General features: G+C 66.6%; 15 protein-coding genes. 4 read left to right on the plus strand and 11 right to left on the minus strand.

Annotation, left to right across the window (positions count from 1 at the left end):
* Positions 1-21: 21 nt before the first annotated feature.
* The 8 genes from HCA61_RS23140 to HCA61_RS23175 form a co-directional block, all read right to left on the minus strand.
* Positions 22-1095 carry a ferrochelatase gene (locus HCA61_RS23140; RefSeq protein WP_169690534.1) on the minus strand — a complete coding sequence of 358 codons (1074 nt, stop codon included), beginning with the start codon at positions 1093-1095 and terminating at the stop codon, positions 22-24.
* A 28-nt stretch (positions 1096-1123) separates the two neighbouring features.
* Positions 1124-1930 carry an NADH-dependent enoyl-ACP reductase InhA gene (gene inhA / locus HCA61_RS23145; protein WP_169690535.1) on the minus strand — a complete coding sequence of 269 codons (807 nt, stop codon included), beginning with the start codon at positions 1928-1930 and terminating at the stop codon, positions 1124-1126.
* 51 nt (positions 1931-1981) lie between these two features.
* A complete protein-coding gene (gene fabG1 / locus HCA61_RS23150) occupies positions 1982-2728 on the minus strand; it encodes a 3-oxoacyl-ACP reductase FabG1 (protein WP_169690536.1) in 747 nt (248 codons plus the stop codon).
* Positions 2729-2792: 64 nt separating this feature from the next.
* Positions 2793-3773: a VWA domain-containing protein gene (locus HCA61_RS23155; protein ID WP_169690537.1), complete on the minus strand. Its 981-nt coding sequence runs from the start codon at positions 3771-3773 to the stop codon at positions 2793-2795.
* Positions 3770-4720, minus strand: a complete 951-nt coding sequence (locus HCA61_RS23160; RefSeq protein WP_169690538.1) for a DUF58 domain-containing protein — start codon at positions 4718-4720, stop codon at positions 3770-3772. The genes HCA61_RS23155 and HCA61_RS23160 overlap by 4 nt, the downstream gene beginning before the upstream one ends.
* On the minus strand, positions 4717-5991 hold the full coding sequence (locus HCA61_RS23165) for a MoxR family ATPase (protein WP_247274639.1): 1275 nt from the start codon (positions 5989-5991) through the stop codon (positions 4717-4719). Before HCA61_RS23165 ends, HCA61_RS23160 begins: the two co-directional genes overlap by 4 nt.
* Before the next feature lie 112 nt (positions 5992-6103).
* Entirely contained in the window at positions 6104-7741 is a 1638-nt protein-coding gene (locus HCA61_RS23170) for an NlpC/P60 family protein (RefSeq protein WP_247274640.1), read from the minus strand.
* Positions 7742-8203: 462 nt separating this feature from the next.
* A complete protein-coding gene (locus HCA61_RS23175; protein WP_240960034.1) occupies positions 8204-8779 on the minus strand; it encodes a DUF6676 family protein in 576 nt (191 codons plus the stop codon).
* 333 nt (positions 8780-9112) lie between these two features.
* On the opposite strand from HCA61_RS23175, the gene acnA reads away from it, so the two are divergent.
* Positions 9113-11917 (plus strand): aconitate hydratase AcnA, encoded by a 2805-nt coding sequence (gene acnA, locus HCA61_RS23180; RefSeq protein WP_169690541.1) that lies wholly within the window; start codon positions 9113-9115, stop codon positions 11915-11917.
* A gap of 131 nt (positions 11918-12048) precedes the next feature.
* Positions 12049-12615, plus strand: a complete 567-nt coding sequence (locus tag HCA61_RS23185) for a TetR/AcrR family transcriptional regulator (protein ID WP_169690542.1) — start codon at positions 12049-12051, stop codon at positions 12613-12615.
* A gap of 32 nt (positions 12616-12647) precedes the next feature.
* Here HCA61_RS23185 and HCA61_RS23190 read toward each other — a convergent pair whose 3' ends face one another.
* Both HCA61_RS23190 and HCA61_RS23195 read right to left on the minus strand, forming a co-directional pair.
* Positions 12648-12902 (minus strand): helix-turn-helix domain-containing protein, encoded by a 255-nt coding sequence (locus tag HCA61_RS23190; protein WP_169690543.1) that lies wholly within the window; start codon positions 12900-12902, stop codon positions 12648-12650.
* A 124-nt stretch (positions 12903-13026) separates the two neighbouring features.
* The gene (locus tag HCA61_RS23195; RefSeq protein WP_169690544.1) at positions 13027-14658 is read right to left on the minus strand and encodes an ABC-F family ATP-binding cassette domain-containing protein; all 1632 of its coding nucleotides are present in this window, start codon (positions 14656-14658) and stop codon (positions 13027-13029) included.
* A gap of 177 nt (positions 14659-14835) precedes the next feature.
* On the opposite strand from HCA61_RS23195, the gene HCA61_RS23200 reads away from it, so the two are divergent.
* Both HCA61_RS23200 and HCA61_RS23205 read left to right on the plus strand, forming a co-directional pair.
* Positions 14836-15942, plus strand: coding sequence for a lycopene cyclase family protein (locus HCA61_RS23200; protein ID WP_169690545.1), 1107 nt, complete (start codon positions 14836-14838; stop codon positions 15940-15942).
* Positions 15943-15982: 40 nt separating this feature from the next.
* Positions 15983-16930 carry a Ku protein gene (locus tag HCA61_RS23205; protein WP_169690546.1) on the plus strand — a complete coding sequence of 316 codons (948 nt, stop codon included), beginning with the start codon at positions 15983-15985 and terminating at the stop codon, positions 16928-16930.
* 29 nt (positions 16931-16959) lie between these two features.
* On the opposite strand, the gene HCA61_RS23210 is transcribed toward HCA61_RS23205, so the two are convergent.
* Entirely contained in the window at positions 16960-17367 is a 408-nt protein-coding gene (locus HCA61_RS23210) for a MarR family winged helix-turn-helix transcriptional regulator (protein WP_206040489.1), read from the minus strand.
* Positions 17368-17428: the final 61 nt, after the last annotated feature.

The raw sequence follows: 17428 nt of genomic DNA on the forward strand, positions 1-17428 counted from the left end.
GTGCTGCGCCGAAGGACAGATTCAGTGGGCGGCCGGTCGGGACGGCCGGCGGGGCGGTGCACAACAGTCGACCGCGCACAAGCGCCCGTCGCAACCCACACCCAGCAATGGTTCGGAGCCACGGCGTCTCGGCGAAGCCGAGTCCATCTGTTCCTGCACCAGTTCCCGGACCAGTTCCGCAAATCGTGGATCCGTTCCCGCAGTGCCGGCCCGAACGAACGCCATCCCGAGTTCCTCGGCTCTTTCGCGGGCCTCGGTGTCGAGGTCCCACACCACCTCGAGGTGGTCGGAGACGAATCCGATGGGCGAGACGATCACGGCGGTCACTCCCGACCCGTGCAGGCTGTCGAGGTGGTCGACGATGTCGGGTTCGAGCCACGGTACCTGCGGCGGCCCGGAACGGGACTGCCACACCAGGTCGTATTCGGCGACTCCGACGGCCTCCGCGACGAGACGCGCGGCCTCGGACACCTGCCTGCTGTAGAGGTATCCGCCCTCTTCTGCGGGACCGCCTGCCGCGTCGGTGGCGGTGGGGATGGAGTGAGCGGTGTACACCAGCCGTGCGGTGTCGCGCACGTCGTCGGGCAGTTCGGTACGGGCGGCCCGCACCGAGTCGGCTACCGCTTCGATGAACAACGGGTGGTCGTGGAAATGACGCAACTTGGTCAGCCGTGGAGCGTTCTCCACTGCTTCCCGGGCCCGGGCGATGTCCTCGTGGTACTGACGGCAGCCCGAGTACCCTCCCCACGCGGACGTGGCGAACACCAGGGCGTTCTTCACACCGTCGTCACGCATCTGCGCCACGGTGTCCTCGATCATCGGGTGCCAGTTCCGGTTGCCGAAGTAGATCGGCAGGTCGATGCTGTGCGCGTCGAGTTCGGCGCGCACAGCATCGATGATCGCGCGGTTGAGCGCGTTGATCGGCGAGACACCACCGAAGTGGAGGTAGTGCTGGGCGACGTCGTCGAGGCGTTCCGGTGGGATGCCCCGTCCTCGGGTGACGTTCTCGAGGAACGGACGCACATCGTCGGGCCCCTCGGGACCACCGAACGACAGCACCATCAAGGCGTCGTACGGCTCGGAGGTGTTTCCCATCGACTCGGCCCTTCTGCTCGTCCGGTTGTCAGGCGCCGAAACCGACCTGGGAATGGAAGCCGCCGTCGACGTAGACGATGGATCCGGTGGTGCCGGGCAGCCAGTCGGACAGCACGGTGCACACGGTCTTCGCGACCGGAGTCGGATCGTCGACGTCCCAGCCGATCGGCGACGCGGCCGCCCAACCGTCGTTGAGCTTGTTCATCTCGGCTCCGGGCCCGGTGGCATCTCCGGCGATCGCCTTTGCAGCGAGGGTCTTGATCGGGCCGGCAGACACCAGATTCGAGCGGATGCCGCGCGAGCCGACTTCCTTCGCCACGTATCGGTTGACGGATTCGAGGGTGGCCTTGGAGACACCCATCCAGTTGTAGAACGGGACGGCGCGGGCGGGGTCGAAGTCCATTCCGACGATGGAGCCACCGTCGTTCATCACGGGCAGGACGGCCTTGGCGAGCGCGGCGTACGAGTACGCGGACACCTCCACGGCCACCGCGACGTCCGACCAGGGAGCGTCGAGGAACGGGCTTCCCAGGCACGAGCGCGGCGCGAAGCCGATCGAGTGCACGACACCGTCGAGACCTTCGGGAGCGAGTTCACGGATCTTGTCGGCCAGGCCCTCGAGGTGCTCGGGGTTCTGCACGTCGAGTTCGACGGCGGGCGGCACCGGCTGCGGCAGCCGCTGCGCGATGCGGTCGATCAGCCGGAGCCGGTCGAATCCGGTGATGATCACTTTCGCGCCCTGTTCCTGCGCGACCTTCGCCGTGTGGAACGCGATCGAGGCATCGGTGATGATGCCGGTGACGAGAATGGTCTTGCCTTCGAGCAGTCCGCCCATGAGTGTGTCGATCCTCCAGTGAGTTTCGGTTGTGGTCCGGTTGGCGGGCTGCTAGTGGCCCATGCCCATACCGCCGTCGACGGGGATCACCGCGCCGGAGACGTAGGCGGAGTCGTCCGAGGCGAGGAAGCTGACCACCGCGGCGATGTCCTCGGGTTTGCCGAGTCGCTGCAGCGGGATGAACTTCTTCGCCATGTCGCGCATGTCGTCGGACAGATCGGCGGTCATATCGGTCTCGACGAAGCCGGGGGCGACGACGTTGGCGGTGATCGACCGCGAGCCGAGCTCACGGGTCACCGAGCGTGCCAGGCCGATGACGCCGGCCTTCGAGGATGCATAGTTGATCTGGCCTGCCTGACCGGCCATGCCGACAACGGAACCGAGGAAGATCATCCGTCCCCAGCGCGCCCGCAGCATCGCGCGGTTGGCTCGTTTGGCGCACCGGAACGCGCCGGTGAGGTTCGCATCGAGGACGTTCGTGAACTGGTCTTCGGTCATGCGCATCAGCAGGGTGTCGTCGGTGATTCCTGCATTGGCGACCAGTACCTCGACCGGCCCCTGGTGTTCTTCGACCTCGGTGTATGCGCGGTCGACGGAGTCGCTGTCCGTGACATCGCAGACGACGCCGAACAGGTCTTCGGGCACGCCGGATCCGCGGTGGGTGACGGCGACCTTGTGTCCGTCCGCCTGGAGGCGGCGGGCAACGGCAAGGCCGATGCCCCGGTTTCCTCCGGTGACGAGGACCGAACGGGGGGTGGTCACGTGCCGCGACGGCGTGGCGCTGGTTGCGTCAGTCATGCCGACAAACCTATCTGGTAGGGACTCGAGTTTCGAAAAGACACCGCTGGTGCCACAACGGGCGTCAAGGCAGCCGCTGACGGAGCACCATGGCGGCGATCAGCCCCCCGGCGACAGCGAAGACACCGAGCATCAGCCACGGACGGCTGGCGTCGCCGCGGGTGGTCTCGAATCCGATCTGCTCTTCGAGGGTGTCGTAGGCCCCCTCGAGTTCTTCGAGGCTCGATGCTGCAAAGAAGCTGCCGCCGGACAACTCGGCTATCTCCTCGAGCGACGGGTCGTCGACGGGGACCGGGATCTGTTCGTCTTCGATCGTCACGCTGCCGTACTGGGTCCCGAACGAAATGGTGGACACCGGGATGCCCTTCTCGGCTGCCTGGCGGGCCGCGGTGAAGCCGCCGCGGGGATCGTCCGGGCTTTCGGGCACCGTCTGCTTTCCATCGGACAACAGGACGATGCGGGCGGGCGGTGCCTGGTCGCCGCCGCCGAGGACCGCAGCGAGGGTCTCGATGGATTGCATCGAGGTGAAGATCGCTTCGCCGGTCGCAGTGCGTTCGCTCAGTTGAAGGTGGTCGATCGCGGTCTTCGTCGCCTCCCTGTTGGTGGTAGGTGAGACGAGGACCGACGCCGTACCGGAGAAGGCGACGAGCCCGAGGTTGATGCCCGGGGTGAGATCGTCGGCGAACGACTTGGCCGCTTCCTGTGCCGCCGCCAATCGGGATGGAGCGACGTCGGTGGCTTCCATCGACAGCGACACGTCGATCGCGAGGACCACCGTCGCGCGGTTGCGGGGAACACGCTGCTCCGAAGTGGGCCCGGCCAGCGCGACGGTCAGCAACGTCAGTCCGACGAGCAACAGTGCAACCGGGATGTGCCGCGCGCGTCCCGGCCTGTCGGGTGCGACCTTTTCGAGCAGTTCGAAATTGGTGAACCGGAGGGTGTGGGCGAGCCGGCGGCGTTGCACGAGGACGTATCCGACGGCGAGTGCCGCGACAACGACCAAGAACAGCAGCCACCACGGGGAGGCGAAACCGGAAAAGCTCATCGTCGCCCCTGTCCTGCGCCGATGCTGTGCCTGCGGGACGCGACGAAGCGGACCACATCGCCGATCCAGTCACGGTCCGTGCGCAGGCTCAATCGGGGTGCGCCACACCGGCGCAGCGCCTGTTCCACTGCGGCGCGGTGGTCGGATGCCGCCTGCGCGAAGTCGGCCCGCAGTTGCGCGGTGGTGGTGAATTCGCGAGTCCGGCCGGTCTCCGGATCGTGCAGTACCACGTCGCCGAGATCGGGGAGTTCGAGATCTCGCGGGTCGAGGACCTCCACGGCGAGTACGTCGTGCCGACCGGACAGGGCCCGAAGCGGTCGCTCCCAATCGATGGGTCCGAGGAAATCGCTGATGACCACGATGAGTCCGCGGCGGCGCTGGGGCCGTCGAAGTGAATCGATGACTCCGCGCAGATCGCCGCGGGTGCCGTCCGGAGGGTGCGGGGTGGTGGCGATCGTTCGCAGCATCGACTGTGCGTGCAGACGCCCACCGCGGGCAGGCATGCGTACGAAGTCGCGGCCGTTGGACACCACAGCACCGATGCGGTTTCCGCCGCCCCCGGTGAGATAGGCGATCGCAGCGACCGAAGCGATGGCGAGGTCGCGTTTCTCGCAGCTTCCGGTACCGAAATCGAGGCTGGCCGACAGGTCGAGCGCCAGCCAGGTCTCGAGTTCACGATCGGCGACGGTCTGGCGGACGTGCGGGTGGGTGGTGCGGGCGGTGACCGACCAGTCCATCTGCCGGACGTCGTCGCCGGGCTGATATTCGCGGGCGTCGCCGGGCTCGGATCCGGGGCCGGGAATCAGACCGAGGTGATCCCCGTGCAGAACGCCGTCGAGGCGGCGCCGGACCGTCAATTCCAGCGTGCGCAGCGCGGCGGTCAGCTCGGGTTCACGCAATTGACCGGCACGGAACGTCGGCGGCGACCCGGGGGCGCGTTCACTCACCGGGGCGCCGCACCCGCCTCGGGTGCGGTGGAGGGCGCGCCGGCACGTGCCGGCTGCGGAGCCGACGCGAGAGGCGCGACCTGCGGCAGCCCGACGGTCTGCAGAATCCGGCCGATGATGTGATCCGGCGAGACGTCGTCGGCGAGCGCATCGTAGGACAGCACCAACCGGTGGCGGAGCACGTCGGGGATGACATCGACGATGTCCTGAGGAATGACGTAGTCACGTCCGCGTACCAGTGCGAGGGCACGGGCAGCGGAGATGATGCCGAGCGTCGCGCGGGGTGATGCGCCGTAGGCGATCCAGCCCTGCACATCATCGAGGCCGACTTCGGCGGGCGCACGGGTCGCGAAGATCACTCGCACCACGTAGTCGACGAGCGCATGGTGCACGAACACGCGGCTTGCGACCTTCTGCAGGCGGATCAGTTCGTCGCTGCCGAGGATCTGCTTGGGCTCAGGCGCGGCGACACCCATGCGGTAGACGATTTCCCGCTCTTCCTCGACGGTCGGGTAGTCGACGAGAACCTTGAACAGGAACCGGTCGCGCTGCGCTTCCGGGAGGGGGTAGACGCCCTCGTTCTCGATCGGGTTCTGGGTTGCCATGACGAGGAAGGGGTCGGGCATCGGGAAGGTCTTCCCACCGATGGTCACGTGCCGCTCGGCCATCACCTCGAGCAGCGCGGACTGCACCTTCGCGGGGGCGCGGTTGATTTCGTCGGCCAGGACGAAATTCGCGACGACCGGGCCGAGTTCGGTGTCGAACTCTTCACGACCCTGCCGGTAGATCCGGGTGCCGACCAGGTCGGTCGGGACGAGGTCGGGGGTGAACTGCACGCGGGAGAACGAACCGCCGACGACCTTGGCGAAGGTTTCCACCGCAAGGGTCTTGGCCACCCCGGGTACGCCTTCGAGCAATACGTGGCCGCGCGCGAGGACGCCGACGAGCATTCGCTCGACGAGCAGATCCTGTCCGACGATGACCCGCTTGACCTCGTAGATGGCCCGTTCGAGGAGCCGGACTTCCTGTGCAGGGTCGACAGCTGTCGCCGCGCCCTGCCCGTCTCGGTTCCGTCCGTCGGGTTTCGGGCCGTCGTTGCGCAGCGGGGCCGGCTGCTGTGCCTTCGTCGTGTTCACTGCACTGTTCGCCGCAGGCGCGTTCCCCGCCGGGGCATTCGCCGCGTTGTTACGCTCGCCGCTCTTCTGGACGGTCGAATCGCTCTTGTCGTTCGACCCTGCAGTCCCCGACGTCCCACCCTCGCGTGAGGTCACCAACAATCCACCGCTTTCGCCTGTCGCTCCGCTGGAAACACCTGCCGGCACCACTATTGCAGGTACCGGTATTCCGTGTCGTCACCCCTGCGCGACGTGCGTCGCGTTGCCGTCACGACACCATGCGCACCACATACGGTGTCATGCCGTCCCAGCGTACCGGCGAGATCTTCACGTGCGCACCCGACTGCGGCGCCTCGAGCATGGTGTCGTCGCCGAGATACAGACCTACGTGCTGGCTTGCGTTCGGTCCGTAGAAAATCATGTCTCCGCGTTTCATCTCCGAGGCGGGGACCTGTGTACCAGCGGTGTATTGGTACCCGGTGTAGTGCGGGAGGGAGACGCCGATTCCTGCGAACGCATAGATCATCAGTCCGGAACAGTCGAAGCCGACTTTGTTGTAGTCGCCGTAGCTGTCGGCGACACCACCGTCCCGGATTCCTCGGGTGGGGCCGGTCTCGTCACCGCCACCCCACGCGTAGGGCACACCGATCTGCGAGAGCCCTCGGTCGATCACCGTTTCGACGGCAGCAGCCCCGGTCAGTGTCGGACGCTGGGTTGTGCGTGGGGACGAGCGAGGGCTGGACTGGCGAGGTGTCGACGGACCCGTTTCGTCGGCGGGGTCGGGGTTCGTCCACTCGCCGACGTCGTCGGACTCGTCGATGCCGGTGTCGGCGTCTGTTCCAGTGCCGGCGTCCGTGTCGTCGGACTCGGTTCCGGTGCCGTCGGATTCGGTCGGTTCGGTCTCGGCGACTTCCGTCTCGCTGGGCGCAGTCACTGTCGGCGCCGGGATGTCGAGCTGAGTGTGGGGCCGCTGTCCGTTCGAGAGTTCTGCGGCACGCGCTCGCGCGGCGGCGTCCGCAGCCACCCGCACCGCTGCTTCGGATGCGGCCTGAGCAGCGACCTGCGCGGCCGCCGATGCGGCAGCTTCCTCCGCGCGACGACGATCGTCCCACGCCACATACTCCGCGCGCTGCCCTTCGAGCCCTGTGACATTCGTCCGTGCCTGGTCGAGTGCGGTCTGGGCCTGTGCGCGTTCCTGCTCGATGCGTTGTTTCTCGCTCGTCTGCGCCTCGAGCGCCGCCCGAGCGGTCGAAATGGCGGCTTCCGCCTCGGATCGGCGTTGTTCGGCAGCGGTCGCGGCGGCGTCGGCGTCGAGCTTCGCCGCGCGGGCCCGGGAGTTGCTGTTGGCCTCGGTGGCGCGGGCACGCTCCAAGGCCTCCAGCACCGCGGTTCTGCCTGAGGACAACAGCCGCATCACCTGTGCTCGGTCCAGAAGATCGTCAGGTCCGTCCGTCGAGAGAAAAGATGCGAGCGATGCGCCGTTGACCCCCTGCGTGTAGCTGCTGCGTGCGAAGTCGTCGAAATCGTCCTGCGCGTGCCGGATCCGGGCTCCGGCATCCTGCAGTGCCAGTTCCGAGGTGGCGACCTCTTGCGCGGCCGCATCCGCGGCGTCGCGAGCCGATTGGAGATCCACGAGTGCACGGTTGACGTCTTCGCGCTTGATCGCCACCTGCGCGTCGAGTTCGGTCAATTGCTGGTCGGCGTCTGCAATCTGCACGATCAGTGACCCGATTCGGTCGACGCCCGAACTCACCGCGGCGCCTGCAGCGTCGAGTTCCGACTCGCTCGGATTCGGTGGCGGGGGTGGCACCGCGCCTGCAGTGGACCCGAGCCCGACGACCACTGTCGTGATCAGCCCCAGCCCCGCCAGTAGCCGCGGAATGCGCCGCGCTGTTGGAGAGGACACACCCCGATCCCGGCCGGGCGGCACATCTCTGTGGGTAGCCCCGCTGCCGGATGACCAGGACTGTGGCGGAATCCCCCCGTGGATGCCGAACCGTCGCACTGTGCTCTCCCTCGATCGTGCCGACCGATCGCACCGGCCGACCCCGACGCCCGGAGAAGAGCACACAGAGAAGAGCGCACAGCACCGATCGTCCGCCGTCGTGCGGCCGATCGCTGATGATCTCGTGCGGGTAACGGGTCAGCGTCCCGCTACTCGGGTTGTGACACTTCTTCCCCAAGAGCGCCACGTGAACCGTACGACACTGTGGGCACCTCCCGCACGACAGTCACAGATATTCGTCGGAAACGCCCTGGTCATTCATTACGGGACAGCGCCGCCCCCGCCCCGTCGGCGTCGCACTGGGCGGTCACTCCGGCAGGGGAATCGGCCGCGATCGGGTGAAGGCGCGGCATCCGGGAGATTTCAGCGCGAAGAACTGTCCCTTTCGGGAGAAACCTGTCCCGTTGCGGAACCCGCCTCCGGTTCGGCGTGCGCACGCCTGATCTTCGCGAGATACGTCAGGCCCCCGGCGGCCGCGACCAGGAGAATCAGCACGAGGGTCATCGCAGTCCACGGCGGGGAGGGTTCGAGTAGCGAGTCGACGAAGTTGGTTGTCGACTTCACCGCATCTCCCGTGTAGGTCCGGTCCTGCGCCGCTTCGAGCGTCACACGATCGAGCGCGTCGCTGAAGGTTCCCACCCAATTGGGGCTGAGCACGAGCACGGTGCCACCGTCCTCGGATCCGACGGCTGTGGCGAGGTCGCGCAGTTGCGAATCCATGTAGGGGTTGCTGTCGACCACGACGACACTGAGGTCGATGCCGTGGTCCTGGGCACGTTGTACCTGCTCGACAAGTTGAGAGGGATCGAGTTCCGAATCCGCGCTGTCGGGGACCGAGACCTGATCGTCGGCCAGGTCCGCGAGGATCGTCTCTAGAGCGACTCCCGGAGGGAGGTCCGTGGCCGCGGGCCCGGGTATACGAAGAAGTGGCGCAGACATCTCTCTCCGGTGGTCCTGGTCAGAAGCGGACGAACCGCACTCGCCGCAACAACCGGGTGCGGCGAGGACGCCGTCGGTGTCGCAGGTATGCCGCACTCGTACGGCACCCCCGCACATTACGCGATCGACCGGACCGGATCGGAAACCGCGCCTCGGGCCGAGAGCCCGCGTCGCGACCCTTTCGCACCCACCCCCGGTATGTAGGACAAGCGTACTGTTAGACTTGTGGCGAGATGCCGCGGCACCGGTCAACCCCGGGCATAGTCGTGAGCCTCGCTTGAGCCGTCGACACAGCCCCGTCGACGGCGAGCCGTGACGACGAGTGGAGCTGATGTGAGCACCAGTATTGATTCGTTCGGCGCCAAGGGGACGTTGCAGGTCGGAGAGAACTCGTACGAGATCTTCCGTCTGTCGTCGGTCCCCGGCACCGAGAAACTCCCCTATTCCCTCAAGGTCCTCGCCGAGAACCTGCTGCGCACCGAAGACGGCGCAAACATCACCGCCGACCATATCCGCGCGATCGCGGGCTGGGATCCGTCGGCCGATCCGAGCATCGAGATCCAGTTCACGCCCGCCCGCGTGATCATGCAGGACTTCACCGGCGTGCCCTGCATCGTCGACCTCGCGACGATGCGTGAGGCAGTCACCGCCCTCGGCGGCGACCCGAACAAGGTCAACCCGCTCTCCCCCGCCGATATGGTCATCGACCACTCGGTCATCCTCGATGTCTTCGGCCGCGCCGACGCTCTCGAGCGCAACGTCGACCTCGAGTACCAGCGCAACGGTGAGCGTTACCAGTTCCTGCGTTGGGGCCAGGGCGCGTTCGACGACTTCAAGGTCGTCCCCCCGGGCATGGGCATCGTCCACCAGGTCAACATCGAGTACCTGGCGCCCACCGTCATGACCCGTAACGGTCAGGCCTACCCCGACACCTGCGTCGGCACCGACTCGCACACCACCATGGTCAACGGCCTCGGCGTGCTCGGCTGGGGCGTCGGTGGCATCGAAGCCGAGGCCGCGATGCTCGGCCAGCCCGTCTCCATGTTGATCCCGCGCGTCGTCGGCTTCAAACTGACCGGCGAGATCAAGCCCGGTGTGACCGCCACCGACGTGGTGCTCACCGTCACCGACATGCTGCGCAAGCACGGCGTCGTCGGCAAGTTCGTCGAGTTCTACGGCAAGGGCGTCGCCGAGGTGCCCCTGGCGAACCGCGCGACGCTGGGCAACATGAGCCCCGAGTTCGGTTCCACCGCCGCGATCTTCCCGATCGACGGCGAGACCATCAACTACCTGCGCCTGACCGGCCGCAGCGACGAGCAGCTCGCGCTCGTCGAGGCGTACGCCAAGGAACAGGGCATGTGGCACGACGCCGACGCCGAGCCCAACTACTCCGAGTACCTCGAGCTGGATCTCGGCACCGTGGTGCCGTCGATCGCCGGCCCGAAGCGCCCGCAGGACCGAATCCTGCTGTCGGATTCGAAGAACGCGTTCCGCCGCGACATCCACACCTACGTGGAGGATCAGGCCCCGGCCGATCACAGCCAGCTGGATGAGGCCGTCGAGGAGTCCTTCCCCGCGTCCGATCCCGCCGCACTCACCTTCGCCGACGACCATGCAGGTGCTGTGGCGTCCGCCGCGAACGGCGCCGAGGGCCGCCCCTCCAAGCCGATTCGCGTGACCACCCCCGAGCAGGGCGAGTTCGTGCTCGACCACGGCGCTGTCGTAGTCGCGGGTATCACCTCGTGCACCAACACCTCGAACCCGTCCGTCATGCTGGGCGCTGCCCTGCTGGCCCGCAACGCGGTCGAGAAGGGCCTGTCCACCAAGCCGTGGGTCAAGACCAACATGGCGCCGGGCTCGCAGGTCGTTTCCGACTACTACGAGAAGGCCGGCCTCTGGCCGTACCTCGAGAAGCTCGGCTACTACCTCGGTGGGTACGGCTGCACCACGTGCATCGGCAACACCGGCCCCCTGCCGGAGAACATCTCTAAGGCGATCAACGACAACGACCTCTCGGTGACCGCGGTGCTCTCAGGCAACCGCAACTTCGAAGGTCGCATCTCGCCGGATGTCAAGATGAACTACCTGGCGTCCCCGCCGTTGGTCATCGCCTACGGTCTTGCAGGCACGATGGACTTCGACTTCGAGACCGACGCCCTCGGCCAGGACACCGACGGCAACGACGTGTTCCTCAAGGACATCTGGCCGTCCGCTCAGGAGATCGACGACACCATCAAGTCGGCGATCAACCAGGACATGTTCCGCAGCTCCTACGCCGATGTCTTCAAGGGCGACGAGCGCTGGCAGAACCTCGCCACTCCCGAAGGCGACACCTTCGCGTGGGACGAGAAGTCCACGTACGTCCGCAAGGCACCGTATTTCGACGGTATGACGATGGATCCGGCTCCGGTCACCGACATCAAGGGTGCCCGCGTACTCGCGTTGCTCGGCGACTCGGTCACCACCGACCACATCAGCCCGGCAGGCCCGATCAAGCCCGGCACCCCGGCCGCGCAGTACCTGGATGCCAACGGCGTCGAGCGCAAGGACTACAATTCGCTCGGCTCGCGTCGCGGCAACCACGAGGTGATGATCCGCGGCACGTTCGCGAACATCCGCCTGCAGAACCAGCTGCTCGACGGAGTGTCCGGCGGTTACACCCGGGACTTCACCCAGGACGGTGCGCCGCAGGCGTTCATCTACGATGCGTCGCAGAACTACCAGAAGGCGGGCATCCCGCTCGTCGTGCTCGGCGGCAAGGAATACGGATCCGGCTCGTCGCGTGACTGGGCAGCCAAGGGCACCAGCCTCCTCGGCGTCAAGGCCGTCATCACCGAGTCCTTCGAGCGCATCCACCGCTCGAACCTGATCGGCATGGGCGTCATCCCCCTGCAGTTCCCGGCCGGCGAGTCGTCGTCGTCGCTCGGACTCGACGGCACCGAGTCGTTCGACATCGAGGGCATCGAGGCGCTCAACGAGGGCACCACGCCGAGCACCGTGCATGTCACCGCCACCAAGGCCGACGGCAGCAAGGTCGAGTTCGACGCGGTCGTGCGTATCGACACCCCCGGTGAGGCGGACTACTACCGCAACGGCGGCATCCTGCAGTACGTGCTGCGGAACATGATCCGCAGCTGATCCGGCCCCGTGGCCACGCGGCCACTCCGGTACGGCAGCGGCGGGCCCGGGACGCAACTCGTCTCGGGCCCGCCGTGCCACCACCGACCACCTCGTTTCCGCCACGGCCCTGTTCCGGAAGGATGTAGGTAGTGCCCAAGGTCAGTGAGGATCACCTCGCCGCGCGGCGCAGCCAGATTCTCGACGGCGCACGACGCTGCTTCGCCGAATTCGGCTATGACGGAGCGACCGTCCGACGTCTCGAGATCGCCACCGGCCTCTCTCGCGGCGCGATCTTCCACCATTTCAAGGACAAGGACGGGCTGTTCCTCGCGCTTGCGCAGGAAGATGCCAAACGCATGGCGGATGTCGCCAGCAATGAGGGTCTCGTCCAGGTCATGCGTGACATGCTCTCGACGCCCGCGCAGTTCAACTGGCTCGGAACCCGGCTCGAAATCACGCGCAGACTCCGCACCGATCCCGACTTCGCGAAGGCGTGGACCCAACATTCGGCCGAGCTGACCGAGGCCACGGTCGGCCGCCTCGAGCGTCAGCGTGACGCCGGGAAACTCCGCGACGATGTGCCGACCGAAGTGCTCGTCGCGTATCTCGATCTGGTCCTCGACGGGCTGATCTCGCGGCTCGCGTCAGGTCATGCCGAGGATGAACTCGGTCAGGTGCTCGACCTCGTCGAAGAGTCGGTCCGCCGCCGCGACTGACCGTCGTCACCGCAGGTCGGTGACGGACGGTCTCAATTACCGCTGTTGCTCGCGGATGCGGCACGCCGACGATTCGGGCCACCGCGACCGCGCAACCGCACCCGCGATTCCACCAGCACGTTGTGCACGAAGCCGTATGATCGCCCGGTCTCCTGCGCCAGTGTCCGAATACTCGCGCCGGCCTCGTAGCGTCGCTTGAGCTCGGCCTGTAACCGGTCTCTGGACTCCCCGGTCACTCTGGCTCCCTTCGCGTACGAAGGCTGCCCAGTATCAGGATTTCGCGCCATCGAATCCTCCCGTCGCCTCGCCGAAGGTCCCAGCACCAGGCTAGTTCACGTAGGCAGCGCCCGGAGCGGATCGCGCAACGCCGACCGGATCGATGGTCGGGAACACCTGCCCCGACCCCGGTCGTCACGCCAGCTGAATCAGTTCCAGGTAATCCTGCGACCAGTGGTCCTCGGTGCCGTCCGGCAGCATGATCACGCGTTCGGGATTGAGCGCCTCGGCAGCTCCGGGGTCGTGCGTGACCAGCACCACGGCGCCCTCGTAACTCCGCAACGCGTCGAGCACCTGCTCGCGCGAGATCGGATCGAGGTTGTTGGTCGGCTCGTCGAGCAGCAGCACATTCGCTGCAGACGACACCAGACCGGCGAGTGCCAGACGGGTCTTCTCACCACCGGACAGTGTGCCTGCCGGCTGATCGAGCTGCGGACCGGTGAACATGAACGCGCCGAGGAGACCGCGCAGGTCCTGTTCACCGGCGTCGGGTGCCGCGTGTCGGATGTTCTCCCACACCGTCGCCGCGTCGTCGATCGTGTCGTGCTCCTGCGCGAAGTAACCCACCTTGAGCCCGTGACCTGGCTCGAGTTCTCCGAGATCGGGCGTCTCGACGCCCGCCAACAGACGCAGCAGCGTGGTCTTGCCGGCGCCGTTGAGTCCGAGGATCACGACGCGGCTGCCACGGTCGATGGCCAGATCGACGCCGGTGAAGATCTCGAGGGATCCGTAGACCTTCGTCAATTCCTTGGCCATGAGCGGTGTCTTGCCGCAGGCTGCGGGCGTAGGGAACCGGATCTTGGCGACCCGGTCTGCCACGCGCACGTCGTCGAGATCGTTCAGCAGTTTCTCGGCGCGCTTGGCCATGTTCTGAGCCGCGGTGGCCTTCGTCGCCTTGGCACCGAGCTTCGCTGCCTGTTTCTGCAGCGCCGACGCCTTCTTCTCCGCGTTGGCGCGTTCGCGGCGGCGGCGCGCCTCGTCGGTCGCGCGGGCGTCGAGGTACTTCTTCCACCCCATGTTGTAGATGTCGGCCTCACCACGCACAGCGTCGAGGAACCACACCTTGTTGACCACGTCGGCGAGGAGATCCACGTCGTGGCTGATGACCACGAGGCCGCCCTCGTGGTTCTGCAGAAAACCGCGCAGCCAGGTGATCGAGTCTGCGTCGAGGTGGTTGGTGGGCTCGTCGAGTAGCAGGGTGGTGTCCGACTTGCCGCCGGAGCCGTCGGACGCGGCAAACAGGATCCGAGCCAGTTCGACGCGGCGGCGCTGACCACCGGACAGAGTGTGCAACGCCTGACCGAGAACTCGGTCGGGTAGACCGAGGCTGTGACAGATCCGGGAGGCCTCGGACTCGGCGACGTACCCGCCGAGTGTCGAGAACCGCTCCTCGAGCGAACCGTACTTACGCACGGCACGGTCGCGGACCTTGTCGTCCGCAGCTTCGGCCATCAGCGCCTGCTGCTTCTCCATGCTGCGGAGAATCTCGTCGAGTCCGCGCGCGGAGAGCACTCTGTCCTTGGCGAGGACGTCGAGATTTCCTTCTTTCGGATCCTGGGGAAGATAGCCGAGATCACCCGAGCGGATCACGGTGCCCGCGTACGGTTCGCCCTCCCCCGCGAGGATGCGCAGCGTGGTGGTTTTCCCAGCGCCGTTACGTCCTACCAGCCCGATCCGGTCACCCGCCTGGATACGCAGCGCTGATCCTGGTGAGGAGAGCAGCGTCCGCGCGCCGGCGCGGACTTCCAGGTCGGTGGCGGTGATCACGCGTAGAGCTCCTCGATGGCTGAGACTGTGTGTAGAACACGATGCCGGACATACGGCACACGAACCAGTCATTTTACTGCGCCACGCACCGTTTCACGAGGTGAGATGCACTACGTCGGCGCGGATGCGGAATAGTGTGGCGATCATGATCAGGGTGAGAACCGTACGGCCTCGACAGTGACGGCGGATGTGCTGGTCGCAGGCCTGGGGCCGTCCGGGCGTGCGTTGGCCGCACGTTGCGCGGAGGCCGGTCTGTCGGTGCGGGCCGTCGATCCGTCACCACACCGGCCGTGGACCGCGACCTACGGCGCCTGGGCGGACGAGTTGCCGTCGTGGCTACCCGATGATGTTCTCGCGACGCGGATCGAGTCCCCGGGAGTGTGGACCACGCACCCTCGCGTCCTCGACCGACCGTATGTCGTGCTCGACACCGCTGCGCTGCAGCAGTCGCTGTCGCTCGAGTCGGTGGCGGTGACGCAGGCCAGCGTCCGCTCGGTCGGTCCCGGTGAGGTGGTCCTCGACGATGGGAAGCGACTGCGCGCCGCACATGTCTTCGATGCACGCGGGCTACCGGCACCGCCTGCGTGCGCTCAGCAGACAGCCTTCGGCGTGGTGACCGACGCGCGTGTTGCGGCGCCGGCTCTCGAGGGCCACTCGGCGTGGTTCATGGACTGGCGGCAGGACAACGGCACCAGCGATGCGGACACTCCGTCGTTTCTGTACGCAGTGCCGTTGGGCGACGAACAGGTTCTGCTCGAGGAGACCTGTCTGGTGGGAAGACCCGCGCTCCCCCTCGCCGAGTTACAGCGCAGACTCACGACACGACTGGCCGCACGAGACGTCGAGGTTGCTGCCACCGCCGCAGTGGAGCGGGTTCGGTTCTCGGTCGAAGGCGGAGCGCGACGGCACGCCGGCACGCTCGGTTTCGGTGCCTGTGGCGGACTGATGCACCCGGCGACGGGTTACGCGGTGGCCGCCGCGCTCACTGCCGCGGATCCAGTGGCGTCGGCGATCCGGTCGGGCGCGGATCCTTACCGGTCCCTGTGGCCGAGATCAGCGCGTACTGTCGCTGCTCTGCGGACGCTCGGGTTGCGGGTGCTGCTCGGTCTGCACCCGGCTGAGGTCCCCGAGTTCTTCGCCGCGTTCTTCGACCTGCCGCCCGATCGGCAACGCGCCTATCTCTCGGGGCGAACCGACGTTCTGGGAACCCTCGACGGCATGCGCCGACTGTTCGCAGCGGTCCCGTGGGGTGTTCGGGGATCGATCATGCGTGCAATCCTCTGAAGCGCAGCGCCACGAGGTCGAGGTCGATCATGATGGAGCCATGCGTTCGATCTGGAAGGGTGCAATCGCGTTCGGGCTCGTGAACGTGCCCGTGAAGGTGTACTCGGCCACCGAAAGTCACGACATCCGGTTTCATCAGGTCCATGCGGCCGACGGCGGCCGGATCAGGTACCAGCGTGTGTGCAGCGAATGCGGTGAGATCGTCCCCTTCCAGGACATCGACAAGGCCTACGAATCCGATGACGGTGTGCGCGTCGTGCTCACCGATGACGACTTCGAGAAGTTGCCTGCCGCCGAGAAGCACGAAATTCCGGTCCTGCAGTTCGTCCCCATCGAGCAGATCGATCCGATCCTGTTCGAGAAGACGTATTATCTCGAACCCGATTCGGCGTCCCCCAAGGCCTATGCGCTGCTCGCGGCGACACTCGAACGCAGCGATCGCACCGCACTCGTGCATTTCACGCTGCGGCAACGCACCCGACTCGCGGCGCTGCGCACCACCGACGGGGTACTTGTCCTGCAGGCGCTGTTGTGGCCGGACGAGGTACGTGCCGCCGAGTTCGGTGCGCTCGACGATGTCGCGGCGCCGACCGACAAGGAACTCGCGATGGCCGAGACACTCGTCGAGTCGATGTCCGAGGACTTCGATCCCGCCGAGTTCACCGACGAATACCAGCTGGAATTGCGTGCGCTGCTCGACGACGCGATCGAGCGCGGAGGCGAGAAGGTCTTCCAGGTCGCCGAAGCGTCGACCGAGGGTGAGGATGCCGAGGTCCTCGACCTGGTGGCCGCGCTGCAACGCAGCGTCAAGGCTGCGGGTGGGAAGCAGGACTCCGACGATCAGGACAGCGGTACGAATAAGGCTGCGACGAAGAAGGCTGCGACGAAGTCGACCGGACGGAACGCATCGGCGAAGAAGACTGCCGCGAAGAAGACTGCCCCCAAGAAAGCAGCACCGAAGAAGAGCGCTGCGCGCAAGCGCGCCTAGAACGGGAAACGATCCGTGGTCGGTGCCGGTCAGCCTTCGTGAGCTTCGATCGAGTCGCCGAGGCGGCCGAGAAGCTCACCGAGTAGACGGATGTCCGTGCTGTCCCAGTCCGACAATCGGGTGCGCCACTGCTCGGTCTGAACCGACTCGAGCTCGCTGAGGCGTTCGCGGCACAGCGGGGTCAGTGCCAGGAGACGAGCACGCGCATCGTGCGGGTCGGGTGTCCGCTCGACCAGACCCAAGCGGACCGTGCTGTCGATCCTGCGAGTGAGAGTGGATTTCTCGATGCCCAGGTCCGCATGAAGATCGGCCATCGCCACAGCCTCGGCGCGGCGCAACATCATCAGCATCGGATAACAGACCGGATCGAGTTTGGGATGCACCGCCGCCGCACGCTCGCGAATCAGACCGCGGACGCGACGCCACAGGGTCACCAGGCCCTGCTCGAGCTCGACCACCGGATCGGTGCCGGGGCCCGAATCAGCGACGGCCGTCGGC

It is taken from the genome of Rhodococcus sp. HNM0563, from assembly GCF_012726195.1.
In the GTDB taxonomy this organism is placed as follows: domain Bacteria; phylum Actinomycetota; class Actinomycetes; order Mycobacteriales; family Mycobacteriaceae; genus Rhodococcus.

Excerpts from the sequence above, each read along its gene's own strand:
- HCA61_RS23190 (WP_169690543.1), bottom strand. The coding sequence starts at position 12,902 with ATGGCGCGAAATCCTGATACTGGGCAGCCTTCGTACGCGAAGGGAGCC.
- HCA61_RS23155 (WP_169690537.1), bottom strand. The coding sequence starts at position 3,773 with ATGAGCTTTTCCGGTTTCGCCTCCCCGTGGTGGCTGCTGTTCTTGGTC.
- HCA61_RS23175 (WP_240960034.1), bottom strand. The coding sequence starts at position 8,779 with ATGTCTGCGCCACTTCTTCGTATACCCGGGCCCGCGGCCACGGACCTC.
- HCA61_RS23205 (WP_169690546.1), top strand. The coding sequence starts at position 15,983 with ATGCGTTCGATCTGGAAGGGTGCAATCGCGTTCGGGCTCGTGAACGTG.
- inhA (WP_169690535.1), bottom strand. The coding sequence starts at position 1,930 with ATGGGCGGACTGCTCGAAGGCAAGACCATTCTCGTCACCGGCATCATC.
- fabG1 (WP_169690536.1), bottom strand. The coding sequence starts at position 2,728 with ATGACTGACGCAACCAGCGCCACGCCGTCGCGGCACGTGACCACCCCC.
- HCA61_RS23140 (WP_169690534.1), bottom strand. The coding sequence starts at position 1,095 with ATGGGAAACACCTCCGAGCCGTACGACGCCTTGATGGTGCTGTCGTTC.